Raw genomic sequence first — 21735 nt, 5'->3', positions numbered from 1 at the left:
TGATGAACATTCTGGTTGTTCTGAAACAGACGTTTGATACGGAAGAGAAAATCGTGATCAATAACGGCGAAATCAGCGAGGACGGCGTTGAATTTATCATCAATCCCTACGACGAGTACGCTGTGGAAGAAGCGATCAAGTTAAAGGAAGCGCACGGCGGCGAAGTGACCCTGCTCTCAATCGGCCCTGACCGCACAGAAAGCGCTTTGCGCACGGCTTTGGCCATGGGGGCTGACAAAGCGGTTCTGGTCGATGACGAGTCCCTGTTCGGCGACGAGTTTACGACGGCAAAGGTGTTGGCGGCAGCAGCCAAGAAGCTGGGCTTTGACATCATCTTAGGCGGACAGATGGCTGTCGATTCCGGAGCCGGTCAAGGCGGTCCGCGGCTGGCGGAAGAACTGGGCATCAATCACGTGTCGACAGCAGTGAAGCTGGAAGTGGACGGAACGTCCGTCCGCGTCGAGCGCGATGTGGAAGGAGATGTGGAGATCGTCGAAACTTCCCTGCCGGTATTGGTGACGGCCCAACAGGGCTTGAACGAACCCCGCTACCCGTCACTGCCGGGGATTATGAAAGCCAAGAAAAAGCCTCTGGAGCGCTGGTCGGCCGATGATCTGGGGTTATCCGGCGCAGATGTGCAGGCCAAAACGAGAGTGGTGGACCAGTATTTGCCGCCGAAAAAACAGGCGGGACGCATTCTCTCGGGCGACATTCCGGCACAGGCAGCCGAATTGGTGCAGCTGCTCCGCAACGAAGCAAAAGTGATCTAAGGGGAGAGGGATTAGGATGAATAAGGTACTTGTTCTGGCAGAAGTACGCGACGGCCAATTGCGCAATGTCTCATTTGAAGCCCTGGCGGCAGCCAAGACACTTGCTGAAGGCGGCGAAGTGTCAGCGGTCGTGATCGGATCCGCTGCAGACGGGTACGCCGATGAACTGGCAAGGCACGGCGCCGATAAAGTATATACGGTTGCAGACGACCAGCTCGCCAAGTATACGCCAGACGGTTACAGCCAGGCGTTCACACATGTGATCCGGGAAGCTTCTCCCGATGCGATCATCGCCGGGCACACGGCGATGGGACGGGACCTCGCTCCCCGTGTTGCAGCCCGGCTCGGGTATGGATTGGTCTCCGATGTGACCGCAGTAGAAGCTGGACCGGTTTTTGTTCGTCCGATCTACGCCGGCAAGGCGTTCCAAAAGCGGTCGTTTGCCGGCGAAAAGATCTTCGTGACCATCCGCCCCAACAACATCGCGGTCAGCGAGCCTGATCCGGCAAGGACGGCCGAAGTGATCCCGCTTCAGGCCGAGATCAAAGACCTTCGCACCATCGTCAAGGAAGTCGTACGGAAAACGTCGGGGAAAGTAGACTTGTCGGAGGCAAAAATCATCATTTCCGGCGGGCGGGGGGTAAAAAGCGCCGAAGGTTTCCAACCGCTGGAGGAACTGGCGGCAGTCCTCGGGGCGGCTGTCGGCGCATCCCGCGGCGCTTGTGATGCAGGCTATTGCGACTACGGACTGCAGATCGGGCAGACCGGCAAGGTGGTGACGCCCGACCTGTACATTGCCTGCGGCATTTCCGGGGCGATCCAGCATCTGGCGGGAATGTCCAACTCCAAGGTCATCGTGGCCATCAACAAAGACCCGGAGGCGCCGATTTTCCAGGTAGCCGATTACGGAATCGTCGGCGATTTGTTTGAAGTTGTGCCCCTGCTGACAAAAGAGTTCAAAAGTTTACTGGGATAAGAAAGAAAAAAGAGGCAGATCTTGAACAGGAACCAAGATCTCCTCTTTTGCATTTCATTCCCAACGTTCTCCCCACACACCGATGGCATCAATGACTGATTTTAAATCCTTGCCTTTTTCGGTCAATTCGTACTCGATGCGTACAGGGGTCTCGGGGTACACCCGGCGGACGACAATTCCTGCTGCTTCCAGCTCTTTCATTCGCTCAGTCAGCATCCGGTCGCTCATATCCGGTATTTGCTCTTTTACATCTTTAAATCTACACGGACCGCTCATGAGGACGCGAACGATCAAACCGGTCCAGCGTTTTCCGATTATTTCCATCGCCTTCTCGTATTTCGGACACATATGAGAGTAGTCGTAATGTTTTGGTTCCATTCGAATCACCCTATATCTATTGTAAAGCGTAAAGTAGGAAACGTACAACGTCTAATTTCCTTACAATATGCCGTTTTTCAAGGAAAATGTCAATCTGACCGTATCTTTTGCAAACGATGGGCAGAATATGTGTATGTTTGAAAGTGTCGCTTGCCATAGTTATTTTCGTAAGGGAATGGTATACTTTTGAATCGTAAGGTGATTCACAAAGCAAAACAAGGAGGAGATCCTTCATGGCAATTGTAAACGTATCAGATCAAACCTTTGCCCAAGAAGTGGAAAGCGGTACCGTACTCGTCGATTTCTGGGCGCCTTGGTGCGGTCCTTGCAAAATGATAGCCCCGGTTCTGGAGCAAATCGATAGTGAGGTAGGAGAGAAACTAAAAATCGCCAAGCTGAACGTCGATGAAAATCCCGAAACGAGCGGCCGCTTTGGCGTCATGTCGATTCCGACCCTGATGGTCTTCAAAGACGGCCAAATGGTCGATAAGGTAATCGGCTTCCAGCCAAAAGAAGCCTTGATGGCAACACTGGGCAAACACTTGTAAGTGGCATATTTTGACAGCATCAGACATCTGATGCTGTTTTTTTGTTGCGTTTCAAGAATGTATCTATTAAAATGCTTATTATGCTTAAAAGAAATATTATGACTCAGGGGGTAGCCATGAAGAGATCGAATTTTCTGAAATCATTGTGCACGGTGTTCCTTGGGACAACCTTGCTCGTCGGTTGTTCGGGCGGCAATACCGCGCCGGAGAGCAGCAAACCGGCTGAAAATGCAGAGGCAAATACGGGGGCAGCCAACGAAGGCGGAGGAGAAATAGACGCGAAGATTGGCGCTGTATTTATCCTCTCCGGTTCCAGTGCGGCATACGGGGAAGCCCAACGCAACGGGGTGGACCTGGCTGTTGCCGAGCTGAATGAAGCCAACAAAGGCAAGCTGAAGCTGGAAGTGCAATACGAAGACACTGGCGGTAAGAAAGAAAGCGCCATTAACGCGGTGAACAAGCTCGTCAATGACGAAAAAGTTGTCGGAATCATCGGTCCGACTCTGTCGGGCGAAATGTTTGCTGCCGGTCCGGTAGCCAACGAAGCGGAGATCCCGATCTTCGGTGTTTCCAACACGGTAGAAGGCATCAATGACATCGGCGAGTTCGTGTTCCGCAACTCACTGCCGGAATCCATCGCCGTTCCTACGGCAATGAAAGCTGCCAATGACAAAATGCACTTCAAAACGGCAGCATTGCTTTACGCATCCAACGACGATTTTTCTGTTTCCGGATACAAAACCATGAAGAAAACAGCAGAAGAGATGGGGCTGCAAATCCTGGGCGAAGCCAGCTTCGCAGTAGGGGATGTCGACTTCTCCGCGCAATTGACCAAGGTAAAAGAACTGAATCCGGACGTGCTTCTGGTGTCCGCTCTGTATAAAGAAGGCTCTTTAGTCGTGAAAAAAGCAAGAGAGTTGGGAATCCAATCTACAATTCTCGGGGGCAACGGCTTTAACAATCCGAAGGTATTTGAAATCGCCGGCCCTGCTGCGGAAGGCCTGATCGTCGCTACGCCGTTCAGCCCGGAAAAGCAGGATGACAAGGTACAAGCCTTCGTAAAAGCCTATGAAGCGAAATACGGCTCCAAACCGGACCAGTTCGCTGCCCAGGCGTATGACGGCATCTACATTATTGCTCAATCGCTGCTGCAGGCAGGCAAAGCAGACCGCCAGGTACTGCGTGACGAACTGGCGAAGCTGAAAGACTTCCAAGGGGTATCCGGCAAGCTGTCCTTCGACGAGAATCGGAATCCGATCGGTGACGCCGTCGTTGTTGTCGCAAAGGACGGAAAATACGTACCCTTTGAGTAAAATCTGAATGGTTTGATTGATTGTAAATAGGGGTGTTGCCCGGGTGTTCCCGGGCATTCCTATTCCCCCAAGCGATGAAAAGAGGTGAAGCGGCTTGTTCTGGCAGCAGCTTGTAAATGGTTTAACCGTTGGCAGTACGTACTCGCTTATCGCCCTCGGCTATACCCTGATTTTTGGCGTTCTCGGCATTATCAACATGGCACATGGACAAATCTTCATCTTCGGCTCGCTGGTTGGCCTGATGATGATGACCAGCTTTCACATGCCGATCGGCGTCGCTTTTATCGTGACCATTGCCGTATCGGCCGTATTTGGGTTGATCCTCGAATACACCGCTCTGCGTCCGCTCCGCAAAAAGAATGTTCCCCACCTGGCGCCGCTGATCAGCACGATCGGCTTTGCTACGATCCTGGACGAAGGCATGAACCGGCTGTTTGGCGCCGATTCGCGAGCGTTCCCATCCAGCTTTGGCGACCGGATCTACGATCTGGGTCTGTTCCAGCTGCGCAGCGTCGACCTGGTGATTTTGGGAATATCGCTGGTGCTGATGTTTGTCCTGCACTTTTGGATCAACCGGACAAAGCTGGGCAAAGCGATTCGCGCTACCGCGGAGAATGCGGAGACGGCGAGTGTTTTGGGCATCAACACCAACATGGTGATCGTTGCGACGGTCATCCTGGCGTCTGCGCTCGGCGGAGTGGCTGGCGTACTGATTGGCATGACCTATTCTGCCTTGATTCCGTCCATGGGCCTGACCCTTGGGTTCAAAGGCTTGGCCGTGCTGATCCTGGGCGGGGTAGGTAGTATCCCCGGTGCAATGGTTTGCGGTATTATCCTTGGTGTAATCGAAGTCTTTTCAGTGGCCTATGGAGATTCCAGTTATCGGGATGCTGTGGCATTTGGACTCATAATCCTAATTTTGTTGATTAGGCCCCAAGGACTATTTGGCCGGAGAACCTAGAGGGGAGTTGTCTTTACATGGATTTTCTCAATCCTTATAACCTGCAGGTTTTGACATTTATCGTCTTAAACTGCATTTTGGCGATCAGTATCTTCATCACCTTGGCAACGGGCCAGCTGTCGCTCGGGCACGCCGGATTTATGAGCATCGGGGCCTATACGGCCAGCATATTGACCAAGAGCGGGGATGTTCCCCTGCTGCTGGCGCTGGTCTTGGGAGCGCTCGTGGCTGGATTGGTAGCGCTGTTGATCGGGGCCCCGACGTTGAAACTGCACGGGCTGTACCTGGCGATCGCAACGCTCGGCTTCGGTGAGGTCGTTCGCGTCATCTTCCTAAACCTGGAGATCACCAACGGGGCTTTGGGCTTGACTGGACTCACTTCCGTCGGCAGCTATCTTTACGATCTGGAGAAGGCTGTGGGTCTCAAGGCGCAAGCCGTCGGACTCTCCGTTTCTCAGATGAAGGCGATGTCGACGCTGGTGTTTGTCCTGGTGATATTCTTGATCATCCTCTTCCTTGCGCTGCGTTTGAACCATTCGCGCCTGGGACGGGCATTTGAAGCGATTCGCGCGGATGAAACTGCGGCGAGAGCGATGGGGCTGCAAGTCAATTACTACAAGATGCTGGCATTTGTGATCGGCGCCGTCTTGGCGGGATTCTGCGGCGGTCTGTTCGCCCATATCACCACGGCCATCACGCCGGGCGACTTTAACTACCACAGAGTCGTCGAGATCCTTTCGTTTGCAGTCATCGGCGGCAGCGAGATCATCTGGGGGCCGCTGTTCGGAGCTGTCATTCTGACCGCTTTGCCCGAGGTGCTGCGCGGTTTGGCCGATTATAAAATGATGCTGTACGGCGTCATCATGGTCCTGGTCATGGCGTTTCGGCCGCACGGACTCATCGCTGCCGACACCTTCAAAAAACTGTTTGGCAAACGCCGGGCCAAACAGCAGGAACAACAGACGAAAGAGGTGGCGTAAGTGTTGCTTGAACTAACCAATATCGGCAAGAGCTTTGGCGGGATCACGGCACTTCGCGATGTGAACTTTACGGTGAACGAAGGGGAGATCGTCGGCCTGATCGGTCCCAACGGCGCCGGCAAGACGACGATTTTCAACATGGTGACCGGAATTTTCCCGCCTACGCAGGGGACGATCTCGTTTGCCGGCCGCTCCTTAAACGGGGTCCCTCCGCATAAAATCACCGAACTGGGCATCGCCCGCACCTTCCAGAATATTCGCCTGTTTGGGCATATGAACGCGACCGACAACGTGAAAGTCGGCTGCCACACCCGCACGCACGCAGGCTTTTGGAACTCCTTGCTGCGGCTGCCGGGGCAGCGGCGGGAAGAGCGGGAAGTCCAGAAAAAGGCAGAGGAGCTGCTGGAATTTGTCGGTCTCTCCCACATCGCCGACGTGCGTTCCGACACGCTGGCCTACGGTCAGCAGCGCCGCCTGGAAATCGCCCGCGCTTTGGCGACGGAGCCGAAATTGCTGCTGCTGGACGAGCCGGCGGCCGGGATGATCGAGAGTGAGACGAAAGACCTGATGGAGCTCGTAAGTAAGATCCGCGACATGGGCATTACGGTCCTGTTGGTCGAACACGATATGGGCCTGGTAATGAACCTGTGCGACAAGGTGGTCTGCATCAACTTCGGCGTCAAGATCGCCGAGGGAGCGCCTGACCACGTGCAAAATCATCCGGACGTCATCGAAGCTTACCTGGGGAAGGAGGATGAGCAAGATGCTGAGCATGCGTGATGTGAGCACTTCCTACGGACAGATCAAAGCGATCCGCGATATCTCGATCGACGTCCCCGAGGGAAAAATAGTCGGCCTGATCGGAGCCAACGGGGCGGGCAAGACGACGACGATGAAAACGATCGCCGGACTGCTCAAACCGGAAAAAGGAACGATTACCTTTGAGGGAAAACGGGTAGACGGCTGGAAGCCTTACCGCCTGGTACAGGCCGGCCTCGCGCTGGTGCCGGAAGGCCGGGCGATCCTCGGCCAGATGACTGTTCTGGAGAATCTGGAGATGGGCGCCTATCAGCGAAAAGACCCGGCCGGGGTCAAACAAGACCTGGAAAAGATGATGACCTGGTTTCCGATCCTGCGCGAGCGGATCGACCAGCTGGGCGGCACCATGTCCGGCGGCCAGCAGCAGATGCTGGCGATCGCCCGGGCGCTGATGTCCCGCCCTAAGCTGCTGCTGCTCGACGAGCCTTCAATGGGACTGGCGCCAATCGTCGTCTCCGAGATCTTTCGCACGATCAAGGAGATCAACCGCGAAGGCACAACGATCCTGATCGTCGAGCAGAACGTCAAACAGGTCCTGAAGATCGCCGACTACGGCTACGTCCTGGAAGCGGGCCGGATCGTCTATGAAGGGGACGGCAAATCGCTGTTGAACGACGAAAAAGTGACCGAAGCCTATTTGGGCGGAAAAAAGCACGCATAAAAGAAGCAAGTGAGTGGAAACTGCCAAAATACATGCCGTTGGCAGTTTTTTTCTTTATAAAATTTAGGAAACATACGCTATAGCAAAAAGAGGGCAAGCATACCTCCTTCGTTGTTGTGGGTGCCGGTCATTTCGCATTGGAGGGCATGATCATCGACCAGTTGAGGGACAAGGGCTACAACGTGGAGTTTGTACAATAACTTTTATGGGCTAGAGGGCCAGTCATCCCGTTGAAGTACTTCCGCTCGGAATACCCACTTGGGTGGCGTTTTTGAGGAGGTTTCGATAATGTACAATATATTGAAAAAATTGAAGGATTTGGAATCTGACCTTTATCTTCCATTTCCTCACGAAGATACAGATAAAATACAAGAAGATTTTCACTCGGAGTTCTTAAAACTGTCAGATGAAGAGAATGATTTCACTGGTGATTTTCATTCTTACGGCATGAATATCGCTGGAAGTCTAAGTTATGTTTTAGCTGGCAAGACAAGTCAAATACCGAAACGTCAAGTTGAAATGCTGCAGTTTTCGTTCTTTGATTTATTCATCCAGTACAAATTTTTGGAAGGGAAAACAGTGAACTACAAATATTTCCAAAAGGAATATAAAAGCTTTGAAGAAGCAAGAAAGCTGTTGGTTATCCTTCTGTCTACATAGTTTTTTTACCTGCCTGTTGCACAAACGAAAGATCGTCAAGCCTTTGCTCTGACGGTTTTTCTTCATTTTCCCCATGAAATGACCGGAACGTTTGTGCTACTATGGAGAGTAGAGCAAAATTACGTTACGGCCTATGAAAGGGGGGAGCTTACGTGAGCACGATAAAAGACAAACTGGCCGTGCTGCCTGACAAACCGGGCTGTTACCTGATGAAAAACAAGCAGGGCGAAATCATCTACGTCGGCAAGGCAAAAGTCCTGAAAAACCGCGTTCGCTCTTACTTTACGGGCAGCCATGACGGCAAGACGCAGCTTCTGGTGAGCGAGATCGCCGACTTTGAATACATCGTCGTCTCCTCCCCGATCGAGGCGCTGATCCTGGAGTGCAACCTGATCAAGCAGCACAATCCGCGTTACAATGTCATGCTGAAGGACGACAAGACCTATCCGTACATCAAGATTACCAATGACACGCATCCGCGGCTGGAGATCACCCGCAAGGTGAAGAAAGACAAGGCGAAGTACTTCGGACCGTACCCGAACGCCGGGGCGGCAAACGAGGTGAAAAAACTGCTCGACCGTCTCTACCCGCTGCGCAAGTGCAAGACCCTGCCCAAACAGGTGTGCCTGTACTACCACATGGGCCAGTGTTTGGCTCCTTGCGTCTACGAGGTGGACCAAGAGGAGAATCAGCGGATCGCCCTTGAAATCGCCAAGTTTCTCGACGGCGGCCATGAGGCGATGAAGGCGGAACTGACGGAAAAGATGATGCAGGCGGCCGAGAATATGGAGTACGAGCGGGCCAAGGAGCTGCGCGACCAAATTCACAATATCGAAGCGGTGATGGAGAAACAGAAGATCACCCTGATAGACACGGTAGACCGGGATATTATCGGCTTTGCGACGGACAAAGGCTGGATGTGCGTCCAGGTGTTTTACATGCGCCAGGGAAAAATGATCGAGCGGGAGTCGGCGGCCTTTCCTTTTTACGCGGACGAGACAGAGGATTTCATGTCGTACGTGACCCAATTCTACTACGATAAACAACAGGCCCTGCCAAAAGAGATTCTCCTGCCGCAGGAAAGCGAGCCGGAGCTGCTGGCAGAGTGGCTGGGGGTCAAAGTGCTGACGCCGAAGCGGGGCAAAAAGCACGAGCTGGTGCAGATGGCCTGCGAAAACGCGAGACTCTCCTTGGAAGAAAAATTCTCGCTGATGTCCAAGGATGAAGCGCGGACTGTCCAGGCCGTGCACAACCTCGGCCACATACTGGGTATCAGCGTGCCCCATCGCATCGAAGCGTTCGACAACTCGAACATTCAGGGCGTGGAGCCTGTTTCGGCGATGGTCGTCTTTACCGACGGCCGTCCGGACAAGAAAGAATACCGCAAGTTCAAGATCAAAACGGTAACCGGACCGGACGATTACGGTTCGATGCGTGAAGTGATCCGCCGCCGCTACACTCGGCTCCTGAGAGAGAACCAGGATTTGCCCGATCTGATCGTCATCGACGGCGGCAAGGGGCAGATCAGCGCGGCGATGGAAGTGCTCCAGGACGAGCTGGGGCTGTACATTCCGGTGTGCGGACTGGCCAAGGACGAGAAACATAAAACCGCGGAGCTGTTGTTTGGCGACCCGCCCGCGCCTGTCGAGCTGAAACGGGACAGTTACGAGTTTTACCTGCTGCAGCGCATTCAGGACGAGGTGCACCGTTTTGCGATCACCTTCCACCGGAGTGCCCGCAGCAAGTCGCTGCTCAGCTCACAGCTCGACGAGATTCCAGGCGTTGGCGAACGGAGACGAAAGCTGCTGTTTCAACACTTCGGGTCGATCGAACGGATGCGTCAGGCGAGTGTAGAGGAGTATCGGCAATTGGGATTCGGTGACAAATTGGCGCGTGAAATCATCAAGTATCTGCGCAAAATGAATTGAACGCCGCTTGTTTACGTGGTATAATCCCTTTCAAATGAATAACTAGAACTCACTTCCCTCGTTTGGAGAGTTAAAGCTCCCAACCGAATCGCAGAAGTGAGCTAGAGGCGCGAAGGCCATGAGTACCCTCTTCGAGATGCGGGCATCGACGACGGGAGCGGGAAAGGGGCATTCGCCGAAGTGCGGCCGATTTGCTCGACATCTGCCGTGCTGGGTCTGCGTTGAACAAGCGCAGGACTGTCATCCGCGTGATTGCCTATCACCCGGATGGAGAGCTAACTCACTGAACAGGAGTCTGTTTGATACTGACTGCTGCTCGGAGTAGGGAAGGAGGAACCGGTATGTCCACACGTGGCAGCGGCAGGTTACATCCTCGTCGTTGCCTTTTTTAAATCATTTCTGACAATAAGACGTTTACCCACTTGATTTACGTATCGGATCCAAGAGAGAAGGAGAGAGAAGCCAGAATGGGTTTGATTGTGCAAAAGTACGGCGGCACCTCGGTGGGGACTGTCGAACGCATCATGCGGGTCGCAGACCGGATTATTGAGTATAAAAACGCGGGCAACGACATGGTGGTGGTCGTTTCGGCCATGGGGAAGTCGACAGACGTTTTGATCGAGATGGCGAGACAGATCTCACCCAATCCGTCAGCGCGGGAAATGGATATGCTGCTTACGACGGGCGAACAGGTTTCCATCGCACTGCTGGCCATGGCCCTGCAGCAAAAAGGATATGAGGCGGTCTCTTTGACCGGCTGGCAGGCGGGCATCGCCACGGAATCCGTGCACGGAAAAGCCCGAATTCAGGAAGTGGACCCCGCCCGGATACGTTCGGAGCTGCAGCGGGGACGCATTGTCATCGTCGCCGGTTTTCAGGGGATCAGCGAAAAAGGCGAAATCACGACATTGGGACGCGGCGGATCAGACACGACTGCCGTGGCGCTGGCCGGGAGCTTGCGGGCGGATAAATGTGAAATTTTTACCGATGTATCCGGTGTATACACCGCCGACCCGCGCGTCGTTCCGATGGCGCAAAAATTGGACAGCATCTCGTACGATGAAATGCTGGAGCTGGCGATCCTCGGTGCCGGGGTGCTTCATCCCAGATCCGTGGAAGCGGCGAAAAAATACAAGGTGAAATTAGTGGTCAGATCAAGCTTTTCACCAGAAGAAGGAACTTGCGTAGAGGAGGCTGCCGATATGGAAACAGGAAGAGTAGTAAGCGGTGTTGCCCACGATGAAGATATCGCCAAGATTACCGTCGTAGGAATGCCGGCTCGAGTTGGGACGTTGTCGCGGCTGTTCAACACCTTGGCGGGTGCCCAAATCAACGTCGACATTATCATTCAAAGCTCGTACGATGCCGCCGTCACCAATATTTCCTTCACCGTTTCTTCGGATGATCTGGATAGGACACTCGGAACGCTGGCCGCTTTTCAGGAAGCACTCGGCTTTGACAAGGTGGAGCACGAATCGGGCTTGGCCAAGGTCTCGATCGTCGGCGCAGGGATGATCACCAATCCGGGCGTCGCCGCCGAAATGTTCCAACAGCTTGCGGAGCAGGACATCTCGATCAAGATGGTCTCTACTTCCGACATCAAGGTATCCTGCGTCATTCCCGCCGAGCAGACCAGCCTGGCCGTGCGCACCCTGCATACGGCGTTCGGGCTTGACGTGGCAGAGGAAGCGGTCGTTCACGGCATCTGAGGAGCCCCAAAATCTCCGTTTGGCGGTTGACAGGAAAAGACTCCCGGCGTATGATTAAGAAAAGTTTTTAAAATGGCTATGGTTTGGTGTAGTTTGACAATTTCACAAAAGACTCTTATCAAGAGTGGTGGAGGGACTGGCCCGATGAAACCCGGCAACCCCGCAAGAGCGGAGAGGTGCTAAATCCTACAAGTGTAACAGCGTGCACTTGAGAGATAAGAGTGGGTGACCGGGATGTCTGTTGCACCCCCTCTTCTCCAAAGAAGAGGGGGTTTGTTTTTTCTTTTAATCGGCAAGGGGGAAGCGCAAGTGAAACGTGTGGCAATCGGGGATGTGGTTCTCGAATCAGGAGAATGTATTCGGCAGGTAGAAGTAGGGTATCAGGCGTATGGGACATATGACCGCGAGGCGAACAACGCCGTGGTGGTCTGCCATGCGCTGACCGGAGATGTCTACGTAGCTGGAGACGAACAGCGCGCCGGGTGGTGGGAGGGGTTGATCGGTCCAGGCATGCCGATCGACACCAACAAGTATTACGTGATCTGCAGCAATGTACTTGGCGGCTGCTACGGCACGACGGGACCGGCCAGCTTGTGTCCCGAAGACGGCAAGCCCTATGGCTCGCGATTTCCGTTCATCACGATTCGCGACATGGTCCGGGTGCAGCGCCGGCTGCTGGAGGTCCTCGGTGTCGAACAGCTCTATGCGGTCATCGGCGGATCTGTCGGCGGGATGCAGGTGTACGAGTGGATGACCGAGTACCCGGAGATGATGCAGCTGGCCCTTCCGATTGCCACCTGTTCGCGGTTTTCGGCGATCGCCATCGCCTATAATGACGCGGCCCGTCAGGCGATCCAATCTGATCCCGAGTGGCAGGGCGGCGATTACTACCCTGCGGCCGGACCGAGGCGGGGGCTTTCGGTAGCGAGAATGATCGGGATGATCACCTACCGCACGGCGGAGCTGTTCGAGGAGCGGTTCGGGCGAAGCCTGCAGGCGACCAATGATTCCGATCCGTCCCAGACGATGTTTCAAATCGAAAGCTATTTGCGCTATCAGGGCGAAAAGCTGGTAGACCGCTTTGACGCCAACAGCTATCTCACCCTGCTCAAGGCGATGGATACGCACGACATCGGGGTAAACCGGGGAGGCATCGAACAGGCGCTCTCCCGTGTCCGGGCGAAGGTAGTCAGTATCGCCATTGACAGCGACCTGCTCTACCCTGACTCGCATCAGCGAGATATGGCAGATCTGATGGAACGCCTGGGGAAGAAAATCGACTTCTACCTGATGGAATCCAAATACGGCCACGACGGGTTTCTGGTTGAATTTCAGAAGATGGGGAGGATTATCAAGCCTTACTTCGACAGATGAAAGCAGGCTGGGATCGGCAGCAAGCAAAAAGGCTCCGCCGGAATGCAGGCGGAGTCCTCGTTTTGCCTAGTGCTTGTCCTCCGAATAGACATGGATGGTGACAAGGCGCTGTTTGCCGGGTACAATGGGACTTATGACAAGCTCTGCCCGCACCTTTTTCTTCAAGCAGCGGCCCATTGCTCCGGCGATGATCCCGCACTCGAAGGAAAGGGAATGTTTCAGCCGGCTGCCGGGAAGGTGGTCGTAGAGCAGATGGGTGAGGGAAAATTGACAGTAGTCAGAGGTTTCCTCCACCAGATCAAGCTTTCCGAGCCCAAGCCGGATGAACAGCATGGGCAAGTCAGCGGCGGATTTTAACCCAAATTCACTGCCGATGTCTTTGCCCAACCAGTAGAGGATTGGCGGTTCGCTTTCACCCAGCAGCTTTTGCGTCATCGTCTCACGCAAAAAATGATAGCCAAGGTAGGGCATATTCATTTGCTCCGCACGGGCGATTACGTCAGGGGCGAGGAGGGTAGCAAGCGGATCGATCGTTTGGCGCATCGTTTCGGCTCCTTTTTGTTGGGATTGTTACTACAATATGAGCCGGAGAATGCGGACATGACAGGTTTGACCCGCCAAGTTACAGAGCTGTCCAAAAGCCCGCGGCAAGCTTTTGATGTACCGTGCCGCTGTCGGCTTATTTTTTCTGTCTGACTGCGTTTATTCTAAAGATGAATTCAGTTCATCAATCGCTTGACGCTCTGTAGAGACAGGGGTAAAATGGTTGTGGTCAGATACCAAACGCCTATTCTCTACAATTTGACAAATTCGGACAAGCTTCACCGTCCGGATCAGAAATCGTTTACATAAAGCCTGTCCGGCGAGGGGGGGATGGCGATGAATAGTTTACTTGGCGGTAGTGAAAGAATGAGTCTAACCGGACTATCAATGGGACAGGATAGTGGAGAAGAGGTTAGGGTTTGATGGTTACGTTTTTCAAAGAAATAAGCGAGGACTGATCACAAGGGGGGCCCAGCATGGCGAACAGCCGTCAATTTTTTAACCATAGGCTGCATTCATTATTAGGCTTATTTCCAGTAGGTGCATTTTTGCTGGTTCATTTAACGGTCAACTACCAGGCGACGAAAGGAGCCGAAGCGTTCAATCGAGCAGCGGGAACGATGGAAAGCATTCCGTTTTTGCTGTTTGCTGAATTCCTTTTTATTTATCTTCCGCTTCTGTTCCATGCGATTTACGGTTTGTACTACGCGTTCCAATCGAAGAACAACGTAAGAAATTACGGTTATTTCCGCAACCAGATGTTCATGTGGCAGCGCATTACCGGGGTGTTTACCCTTATATTCGTTGCGTGGCACGTTTGGGAGACTCGGATTCAAATCGCCCTTGGCAACGTGGAATTAAACTACGACATGATGGCGAATATCCTGAGCAATCCGGTCATGGTCGTCTTCTACGTACTTGGCGTGCTCGCCGCTGTCTTCCACCTTTCCAACGGAATCTGGTCGTTCCTCGTACACTGGGGAATTACCATCGGGCCGCGCTCACAGCGAATTGCCACTTACTTTACGATGATCGTTTTCGTTCTGGTATCCTTCGTTGGCCTGCGGGCAGTGGCAGCATTTATTCAATAGAGACAGGGGGAAGAAATGATGGCAAAAGGCAAACTAATCGTCGTCGGCGGCGGATTGGCCGGCCTGATGGCGACAATCAAGGCAGCAGAACATGGAGTTCCCGTAGAACTGTTCTCCCTTGTTCCGGTTAAGCGTTCGCACTCCGTTTGCGCACAGGGCGGGATCAACGGCGCCGTCAATACCAAAGGGGAAGGCGACTCGACCTGGGAACACTTTGACGATACGATTTACGGCGGGGACTTTCTCGCCAATCAGCCTCCGGTAAAAGCGATGTGTGATGCCGCACCGGGGATTATCTACATGCTGGACCGGATGGGCGTCATGTTTAACCGGACACCTGAAGGGCTGCTTGACTTCCGCCGCTTCGGAGGAACGAAGCACCACCGCACGGCGTTCGCCGGGGCGACGACCGGCCAGCAGCTTCTGTACGCGCTGGATGAACAGGTGCGCCGCTTTGAGACGGAAGGCCTCGTCACCAAGTACGAATACTGGGACTTCCTGGGGGCCGTCCTGGATGACGCTGGCGTCTGCCGGGGAATTACCGCGCAAAATCAGCGTTCCGGCGAAATCAAGTCGTTTGCTTCCGACGCCGTCATCATGGCGACCGGCGGACCGGGGATCATCTTCGGCAAGACGACCAACTCGATTATCAATACGGGTACGGCTGCTTCCGAACTGTACCAGCAAGGGGTTATCTACGCGAACGGCGAGTTTATCCAGATTCACCCGACGGCGATTCCGGGGGATGACAAGCTGCGCCTGATGTCCGAGTCTGCCCGCGGTGAAGGCGGACGGATCTGGACGTACAAAGACGGAAAGCCTTGGTATTTCCTGGAAGAAAAATATCCGGCGTATGGCAACCTGGTACCCCGCGACATCGCGACGAGGGAAATTTTCCACGTCTGCGTTGACATGAAATTGGGGATCAACGGCGAAAACGTGGTATACTTGGACTTGTCACACAAGGATCCAAAAGAACTGGACGTAAAACTCGGCGGGATCATTGAGATCTACGAGAAATTCGTCGGGGATGACCCGCGGAAGGTTCCGATGAAGATCTTCCCGGCTGTCCACTACTCGATGGGCGGCATGTGGGTCGACTACAACCAAATGACCAACATCCCAGGACTGTTCGCCGCAGGCGAGTGTGACTACTCGCAGCACGGCGCCAACCGTCTCGGTGCCAACTCGCTGCTCTCCGCCATTTTCGGCGGCATGGTTGCAGGACCGAAGGCGATTGAGTACATCAACGGTTTAAATAAATCCTCCAGCGATCTTTCCAGCAGCGTTTTGGACAGCTATACCAAAAAGCATCAGGATAAGTACGAGAACATCCTGAAAATGGACGGAACGGAAAACGCGTATGTGATTCACCGTGAGCTGGGCGAGTGGATGACGGACAACGTAACAGTCGTTCGCTACAACGATCGCCTGCAAAAGACGGATGAAAAAATTCAGGAATTGATGGAGCGCTACAAGAAGATCAACATCAATGATACGCAGCGCTGGAGCAACGCCGGCGCGTCCTTCACCCGCCACCTCTGGAACATGCTGGTATTGGCCCGGGTGATTACCTTGGGTGCCCTGCAGCGCAACGAAAGCCGCGGTGCCCACTACAAGCCGGACTTCCCGGAGAGAAACGACAAGGATTTCCTGAAGACCACGATGGCCAAATTCAACCCTGAGACGCTGGCTCCCGACATTACCTACGAGGATGTAGACATTTCGCTGATTCCGCCGCGTATACGTGACTACTCGCACGATAAGGGAGGACATTGATCATGGCCGAAAAGTATGTTCAGTTGATCGTGACTCGTCAAGACACTCCTGACAGCACACCATATAATGAGGAATTCAAGGTTCCGTACCGTCCCGGAATGAACGTCATCTCCGCTTTGATGGAGGTTCAGCGCAATCCGGTTAACGCTCAGGGGCAAAAGACAAAGCCTGTCGTATGGGAATCCAACTGTTTGGAAGAGGTTTGCGGCGCCTGCTCGATGGTGATCAACGGCAAGCCCCGCCAAGCCTGCTCGGCTTTGGTCGACAAGCTGGAACAGCCGATCCGCATCGCTCCGATGACTACGTTCCCGGTACAGCGCGACCTCTCCGTTGACCGCAGCCGCATGTTCGACGCGCTGAAGCGCGTGAAAGCGTGGATTCCGATCGACGGTACCTACGATCTGGGACCTGGTCCGCGGATGGCTGAAGTAGACCGTCAATGGGCCTATGAATTGTCCAAATGCATGACCTGCGGCGTATGTTTGGAAGCTTGCCCGAACGTGAACAGCAAAAATCCGTTCATTGGTCCGTTTGCGATTTCCCAAGTCCGGTTGTTCAACGAGCATCCAACCGGCAAAATGAACAAGCACGAACGCTTGGAAGCCTTGATGGCGGAAGGCGGCATCGGCGAGTGCGGAAACTCGCAAAACTGCGTCCAATCTTGCCCGAAAGGCATTCCACTGACGACTTCCATTGCACACATGAACAGGGAAACGACGAAACAAGCGATCAAATCGTTCTTTTTCTCTTAAACTTCCGAGCACCCTTCAATCGACCAAGTCGGTTGGAGGGTGTTTTTTTGCTGTCATAGGGATTAATTCCAACGGTTCCGGTTTTTGAATACTCCCCTCTTTGCTTTGGAACACTGAGGTACAGGGATTTTTTTGAGGGGGGCTGGATATGAAACGACGTATTATCTGCTTCGGTGTGGCTTTATTTTTGCTTATCATGCCGATATCTGCACATGTCACTGGAACGAACAACACGACTGGAAAAAAAGTGGCACTGCTGCAGGGGAATTTCGTTACCCGCGAGCGGGTCGTTCAAGATTTGCTAAAACATCGCCGCCTGTCAAACGGCGTTGCTCCGGGCGGCAGCCAGAATTCGCCGCAGGAAGCAGATGAGTGGAGCAGTATGGAACAAGTGCTCCTGGGGGAACAGGTGACAGAGGCCCCCACCTCATCGCTGGAGATGATTGAGGCACCGAAAGCTTGGCAGGAGGCGAAGGTGAAGGGAGAAGGAATGCTGATCGCGGTCGTGGATACGGGAATCAATCCCGCTCATCCGGACCTGCCAAAGCCGCGGAACAAGCAGCTGGCTGAGCAAAAAAGCGGCGCAGCGGACAAGGTTATCCCCGGATACAACTGGGCTGACCGCAATCAAACCACCATAGACGTCGGAGAGTCGCAGCACGGCATGCATGTAGCCGGAATCATTGCGGCCAACGGGAAAGTAAAAGGTGTGGCACCGGAGGCGCAGCTGCTGAGTCAAAAGGTATTCAGCAACTACCATGGGGAGGTAAGCGGGTTAAACGAATCCATTCTGTTCGCGATCAACGACTCGATCGCGAAGAAGGCGGATGTGATCAATCTCAGCCTGGGCTCATCCGCCGGTTACGTGGACGAGATGAGCGTCGAGCAGTTTGCGATCAAACGGGCAGTGGATAACGGGATCATCGTCGTGGCAGCCGCGGGCAATGACAGCCATTTTGGCAGCGATAAGGTGAAAGCCCAAAACCCTGACGTCTCGATGATCGGTTCGCCCGGCTTGGCACCGGATGCCTTGTCGGTCGCTTCGGCCAATGCCACCACGCTGGCTGGCGTCAGTTTTGCCATTCAAGGCGTACCAGGCCTGGAGCGGGTCGTCTATCTCGTCGGCCGTCCTACGTCAGGTACACCGCTCAATCCACCCCTGTCGCTGGCCAAGTCAAGTGAGCTTGTCTACCTCGGCAAAGGGAAGAAGCAGGACTACAACAAGGACGTCAAGGGAAAGGTAGTCCTCTTAGAGCGAGGCGAGATCACCTTTGACGAAAAGCTTCGCTACGCCCGGGAAGCGGGTGCAGCCGGCGTGGTTCTGTTCAATAACCAAGCGGGCCCCTTGATCATGAGCGCGGAAGAGACAAAAAACATCCCTGCTGTCACCATTTTGCGAAACACCGGGGAGCAGATCGCCGCCCAACTGAAAAAGGGCAAAAAGGTAGAGATTGTCTTTGACGGAGAATACGGTCAAAACGGGCTGCCATACCCCAACGGCGGGACGGTATCCGCGTTTACTTCCTGGGGTCCTACCCCTGATCTGCAGTTCAAACCGGAAATCACCGCACCGGGCGGAGGGATCTTGTCTACGGTGTTCGATGCAGAGTACGCGGTAAAGAGCGGCACCTCGATGGCTACACCCCATGCAGCGGGGGGAATGGCACTGATCAAGGAGGCTTACCAGAAAATGGGTCGCAACCTGCAGGGACGCGACCTGGTCGAAACGCTGAAAGCTGCCGCCATGAACACCGCCCAGCCCATTCTCGATCCAAGAGACATACCCACTTTTTCATCGGCTGCGAAAAAAGGATCCTACCCGTATTCGCCCCGCGTCCAAGGAGCAGGGATGATGCAGGTGGCCAAAGCGATCAAGACTCCTGTCATCGTGACAGATACGAAGGGGAAAGCGGGGATTTCCCTCGGGGAGATCGGCAAAAAGATCACCTTTTCGCTCGTCCTCCACAATGCCTTTGGCAGCAAGCCGATCACATACCAGCTAAGCGATCCATACGGTGTCTTGACGGACCTTCTCCACGAGGGCAACAATCTCCTGACAGACATTCCGCTGAAAGGAGCCAAGCTGCAGTTTTCCCGTGACAAGGTGACGGTGGCGCCGGGCGCCAAACAGCAGGTTAAGGTAACGCTGACCATCCCGCCGGATGCGAAGCGAAACATTTTTACCGAAGGGTTTATCGCGCTGACACCGCTGGATGCAGAGGTTCCCGTCCTGCACGTCCCCTACTTCGGCTTTTACGGGGACTGGGACGAACCCCGTGTGATGGATCCGCCGATGTGGAAGCCGGAAGCCCAGGAAAAGCGTACGGGCATCAAGACCACTTGGTATCACGACAAATTTAACGACAAGTGGAAGTACAGGGATTATCTCGGGGTTGTCGGCGTCGATGAGAATAGCGGCGTGAAGGTGGATCCTGACAAGATTGCGTTTTCCCCCAATGGGGACGGCCACTACGACCATGCCTCTCCGTCCATTGCGTTTTTGCGCAATGCCAAGCAGTTGTCGATCGATGTCGTCGACAGTCAGGGAAAGCTGGTTCGCACATTGGTGAAGGACGAGAAGGTATCCAAATTTGACCAGTCCAAAAAAGGAACGCCTTATTACTACAAGGAAAAAGAAGAGTGGAGCTGGGATGGGACGGTGTATTCCGCCCAGAAAGGAGAATACGTCCCCGCTCCTGACGGCGCTTATCAGTTCGTCATCCGCGCCAAGATCGACGGCCGCGATGCCAATTGGCAGACGATAACCCTTCCTGTCCGCGTCGACCGGCAGCCACCCGTGGTCACGGCGAAGCTCGAGGGTAATCGGGTAAGCTGGAGCAGCCGTGACAAGGACATTCAAGGGTACCTGCTCTACGTGGGCGGCAAAAAACAGGGCGGTCCGTACTCCGCTTCCATCAGCAGCACGATAGTCAGCCAGCCCAACAAGAAAATCACGCTGGTGGCATACGATTACGCAGGCAATATTACGATTCAGCCCGTCAACGGACAGAGCGACACGGTCCCGCCGTTGGTCGAGTTCCCGCAAAATTTGTTTCAGCAGGTGCAGGTAATCTCCCAGCGCCATTATCCCGTCAGCGGCCGGATCAGCGGCGAGGATATGATGGATCGCGTCAAGCTTACGATTAACGATCAGCCTGTAAAAGTAGATGTCGACGGCTCGTTTAAAACCGTCTTGCAGCTGGCGGAGGGCCTCAACTTTGTAACGTACAGCGCAACCGATGTCTACGGCAACAACCGCCAGTTTACCCAGCGGGTCATCGTCGACACGACTCCTCCGATCGTCGCTCTGGCCAATGACGGATCGGAGCAGCCTGTCTACGACTCTGCCGCCAAAAGGATGCTGCTGCCGCTTCGGATCAGCTACCGGGACATGAACTACAAGGGGCGGGTCAGCCTGAACGGGATGATCATCCGCAGTTGGGAAGAAGAGCAGTTGGAGAAGGCCACGTACAAGTACTTCGAGCAGCTGCAGCCGCTTACTCCAGGGGAGAACAAACTGCTGATCGAAGGGCGGGACGAAGCGGGGAACAAGACAGCCCTGCAGTTGAACGTGTACGCAGACCCGTCGGCAGGATCGCTCGTCCTGCTCAACGGAGAGCGAAAGATCACCTACAAGGCCGAGCCGGCACCGGTGCCGTCAATCGGGTTTACCAAGCCGGAGTATCAGGTGGCCGTTGGCGACACAGTCATGGTGCAAGGCAAAGTGGTCGGGCAATCGCCGACCCGCCTGCAGTTCTTTCTGGGCGAGCAAAGGCTGATGGGGGACATCAATGACCGGGGCGAATTCCGCCTGTTCGTCCAACTCACCAAAGACGGGCGGGAAAACCTGACCGTGGTCGGCGTTGATGCGCTTGGCCGGGAGATCAAGGCCCAGGCCACGGTAACGGCGAAGAAGCGGTAAAACGGCCAGGGTGGCGAAGTGTTTTACCACGGTATAAAGCGGAAATACGTCTTCCGCCACTATCCGATCCTCTCCCCCCGGCGCAGCGTCTCCAGCAAAAATTGGATGCAGCTTCAAGACGGCCGGCACCTGATTGAGCAATTTGGACTTGAGCCGATCCATTTACTGGAAGATGGCGCTGACTATCCCGGTGATCGCTGCATCTCCGAATGCCTTGCTTTTGGCGATACCGTCTTCGTCTTCCCGACATTGCCCGACCCGCTGTGGCAGCTCAGCCAGAGAGAAGTCGGTGTTCCAACCCTCGATCTGCGGCTGGCCAGCGGGATTTACACAGTAGGCGAACGGGAGCCGCTGCAGGCGCTTTTTCCGGGAATTCCCGTAATCGCCATCAGAACCCCACAAGGGGAGGAACCATTCGCCCATTCTGCGAATAGACTGTAAGGCAAAAGCCTAAAATCCCTTATACTCCGGCACCATCACCCACCCCCTGACATAGGATAAGGTGACTGTAATCCCTCAACCTTGTTCCTGTAGAGCCCACAAGGAGGGGTGGCACGATTGAAGGGTAGCG

18 protein-coding genes, 2 pseudogenes and 2 riboswitches are annotated in these 21735 nt (G+C 54.3%); of the genes and pseudogenes, 18 read left to right on the top strand and 2 right to left on the bottom strand.

The window, feature by feature from the left end:
- Nucleotides 1-2: 2 nt before the first annotated feature.
- Both ACI7RC_RS07740 and ACI7RC_RS07735 read left to right on the top strand, forming a co-directional pair.
- The gene (locus tag ACI7RC_RS07740) at nt 3-770 is read left to right on the top strand and encodes an electron transfer flavoprotein subunit beta/FixA family protein (RefSeq protein ID WP_408107665.1); all 768 of its coding nucleotides are present in this window, start codon (nt 3-5) and stop codon (nt 768-770) included.
- A 16-nt stretch (nt 771-786) separates the two neighbouring features.
- On the top strand, nt 787-1746 hold the full coding sequence (locus tag ACI7RC_RS07735; protein ID WP_408107664.1) for an electron transfer flavoprotein subunit alpha/FixB family protein: 960 nt from the start codon (nt 787-789) through the stop codon (nt 1744-1746).
- A 54-nt stretch (nt 1747-1800) separates the two neighbouring features.
- On the opposite strand, the gene ACI7RC_RS07730 is transcribed toward ACI7RC_RS07735, so the two are convergent.
- Entirely contained in the window at nt 1801-2124 is a 324-nt protein-coding gene (locus ACI7RC_RS07730; RefSeq protein ID WP_408107663.1) for a winged helix-turn-helix transcriptional regulator, read from the bottom strand.
- 224 nt (nt 2125-2348) lie between these two features.
- On the opposite strand from ACI7RC_RS07730, the pseudogene trxA reads away from it, so the two are divergent.
- The 11 genes and pseudogenes from trxA to metX all read left to right on the top strand — a co-directional run.
- Nucleotides 2349-2672, top strand: a pseudogene (trxA, locus tag ACI7RC_RS07725) (thioredoxin); the annotation flags it as partial.
- A 116-nt stretch (nt 2673-2788) separates the two neighbouring features.
- Nucleotides 2789-3985 (top strand): ABC transporter substrate-binding protein, encoded by a 1197-nt coding sequence (locus ACI7RC_RS07720; RefSeq protein ID WP_408107662.1) that lies wholly within the window; start codon nt 2789-2791, stop codon nt 3983-3985.
- Nucleotides 3986-4079: 94 nt separating this feature from the next.
- Complete coding sequence (locus ACI7RC_RS07715) at nt 4080-4946, top strand: branched-chain amino acid ABC transporter permease (RefSeq protein WP_408107661.1); 867 nt, start codon at nt 4080-4082, stop codon at nt 4944-4946.
- A 17-nt stretch (nt 4947-4963) separates the two neighbouring features.
- On the top strand, nt 4964-5926 hold the full coding sequence (locus tag ACI7RC_RS07710) for a branched-chain amino acid ABC transporter permease (RefSeq protein WP_408107660.1): 963 nt from the start codon (nt 4964-4966) through the stop codon (nt 5924-5926).
- A complete protein-coding gene (locus ACI7RC_RS07705; RefSeq protein ID WP_408107659.1) occupies nt 5927-6706 on the top strand; it encodes an ABC transporter ATP-binding protein in 780 nt (259 codons plus the stop codon). It abuts the gene before it with no gap.
- Nucleotides 6690-7406, top strand: coding sequence for an ABC transporter ATP-binding protein (locus ACI7RC_RS07700; RefSeq protein WP_408107658.1), 717 nt, complete (start codon nt 6690-6692; stop codon nt 7404-7406). The genes ACI7RC_RS07705 and ACI7RC_RS07700 overlap by 17 nt, the downstream gene beginning before the upstream one ends.
- 104 nt (nt 7407-7510) lie before the next feature.
- Nucleotides 7511-7606 (top strand): annotated as a pseudogene (locus ACI7RC_RS07695) (TraB/GumN family protein); the annotation flags it as partial.
- A gap of 88 nt (nt 7607-7694) precedes the next feature.
- Nucleotides 7695-8066 (top strand): YxiJ family protein, encoded by a 372-nt coding sequence (locus ACI7RC_RS07690; protein ID WP_408107657.1) that lies wholly within the window; start codon nt 7695-7697, stop codon nt 8064-8066.
- A 152-nt stretch (nt 8067-8218) separates the two neighbouring features.
- Nucleotides 8219-9994, top strand: coding sequence for an excinuclease ABC subunit UvrC (gene uvrC, locus ACI7RC_RS07685; protein WP_408107656.1), 1776 nt, complete (start codon nt 8219-8221; stop codon nt 9992-9994).
- A 94-nt stretch (nt 9995-10088) separates the two neighbouring features.
- Nucleotides 10089-10280, top strand: a riboswitch (Lysine riboswitch).
- A 181-nt stretch (nt 10281-10461) separates the two neighbouring features.
- Nucleotides 10462-11703, top strand: coding sequence for an aspartate kinase (locus ACI7RC_RS07680; protein ID WP_408107655.1), 1242 nt, complete (start codon nt 10462-10464; stop codon nt 11701-11703).
- Nucleotides 11704-11815: 112 nt separating this feature from the next.
- A riboswitch (SAM riboswitch) is annotated at nt 11816-11925 on the top strand.
- A gap of 87 nt (nt 11926-12012) precedes the next feature.
- Nucleotides 12013-13077: a homoserine O-acetyltransferase MetX gene (gene metX / locus ACI7RC_RS07675; protein ID WP_408107654.1), complete on the top strand. Its 1065-nt coding sequence runs from the start codon at nt 12013-12015 to the stop codon at nt 13075-13077.
- A 66-nt stretch (nt 13078-13143) separates the two neighbouring features.
- Here the strand turns inward: metX and ACI7RC_RS07670 are convergent, their stop codons facing one another.
- Nucleotides 13144-13620 carry a DUF2507 domain-containing protein gene (locus ACI7RC_RS07670; RefSeq protein ID WP_408107653.1) on the bottom strand — a complete coding sequence of 159 codons (477 nt, stop codon included), beginning with the start codon at nt 13618-13620 and terminating at the stop codon, nt 13144-13146.
- Nucleotides 13621-14096: 476 nt separating this feature from the next.
- Here ACI7RC_RS07670 and ACI7RC_RS07665 point away from each other — a divergent pair, with 476 nt between their 5' ends.
- The 5 genes from ACI7RC_RS07665 (at nt 14097) to ACI7RC_RS07645 (ending at nt 21605) form a co-directional block, all read left to right on the top strand.
- On the top strand, nt 14097-14711 hold the full coding sequence (locus tag ACI7RC_RS07665) for a succinate dehydrogenase cytochrome b558 subunit (protein ID WP_408107652.1): 615 nt from the start codon (nt 14097-14099) through the stop codon (nt 14709-14711).
- Nucleotides 14712-14729: 18 nt separating this feature from the next.
- Nucleotides 14730-16490 (top strand): succinate dehydrogenase flavoprotein subunit, encoded by a 1761-nt coding sequence (gene sdhA, locus ACI7RC_RS07660; RefSeq protein ID WP_408107651.1) that lies wholly within the window; start codon nt 14730-14732, stop codon nt 16488-16490.
- Between the two features lie 2 nt (nt 16491-16492).
- Entirely contained in the window at nt 16493-17242 is a 750-nt protein-coding gene (sdhB, locus tag ACI7RC_RS07655) for a succinate dehydrogenase iron-sulfur subunit (protein WP_408107650.1), read from the top strand.
- A gap of 148 nt (nt 17243-17390) precedes the next feature.
- Nucleotides 17391-21164, top strand: coding sequence for a S8 family serine peptidase (locus ACI7RC_RS07650; protein ID WP_408107649.1), 3774 nt, complete (start codon nt 17391-17393; stop codon nt 21162-21164).
- Nucleotides 21165-21182: 18 nt separating this feature from the next.
- Nucleotides 21183-21605 (top strand): hypothetical protein, encoded by a 423-nt coding sequence (locus ACI7RC_RS07645; protein ID WP_408107648.1) that lies wholly within the window; start codon nt 21183-21185, stop codon nt 21603-21605.
- Nucleotides 21606-21735: the final 130 nt, after the last annotated feature.

Origin of the sequence: Brevibacillus sp. B_LB10_24 (genome assembly GCF_046036945.1) — a bacterium.
Lineage (GTDB): Bacteria > Bacillota > Bacilli > Brevibacillales > Brevibacillaceae > Brevibacillus_C.
Note: the sequence above shows the minus strand (reverse complement) of the source record. Positions and strands in the feature narration are given on the sequence as shown.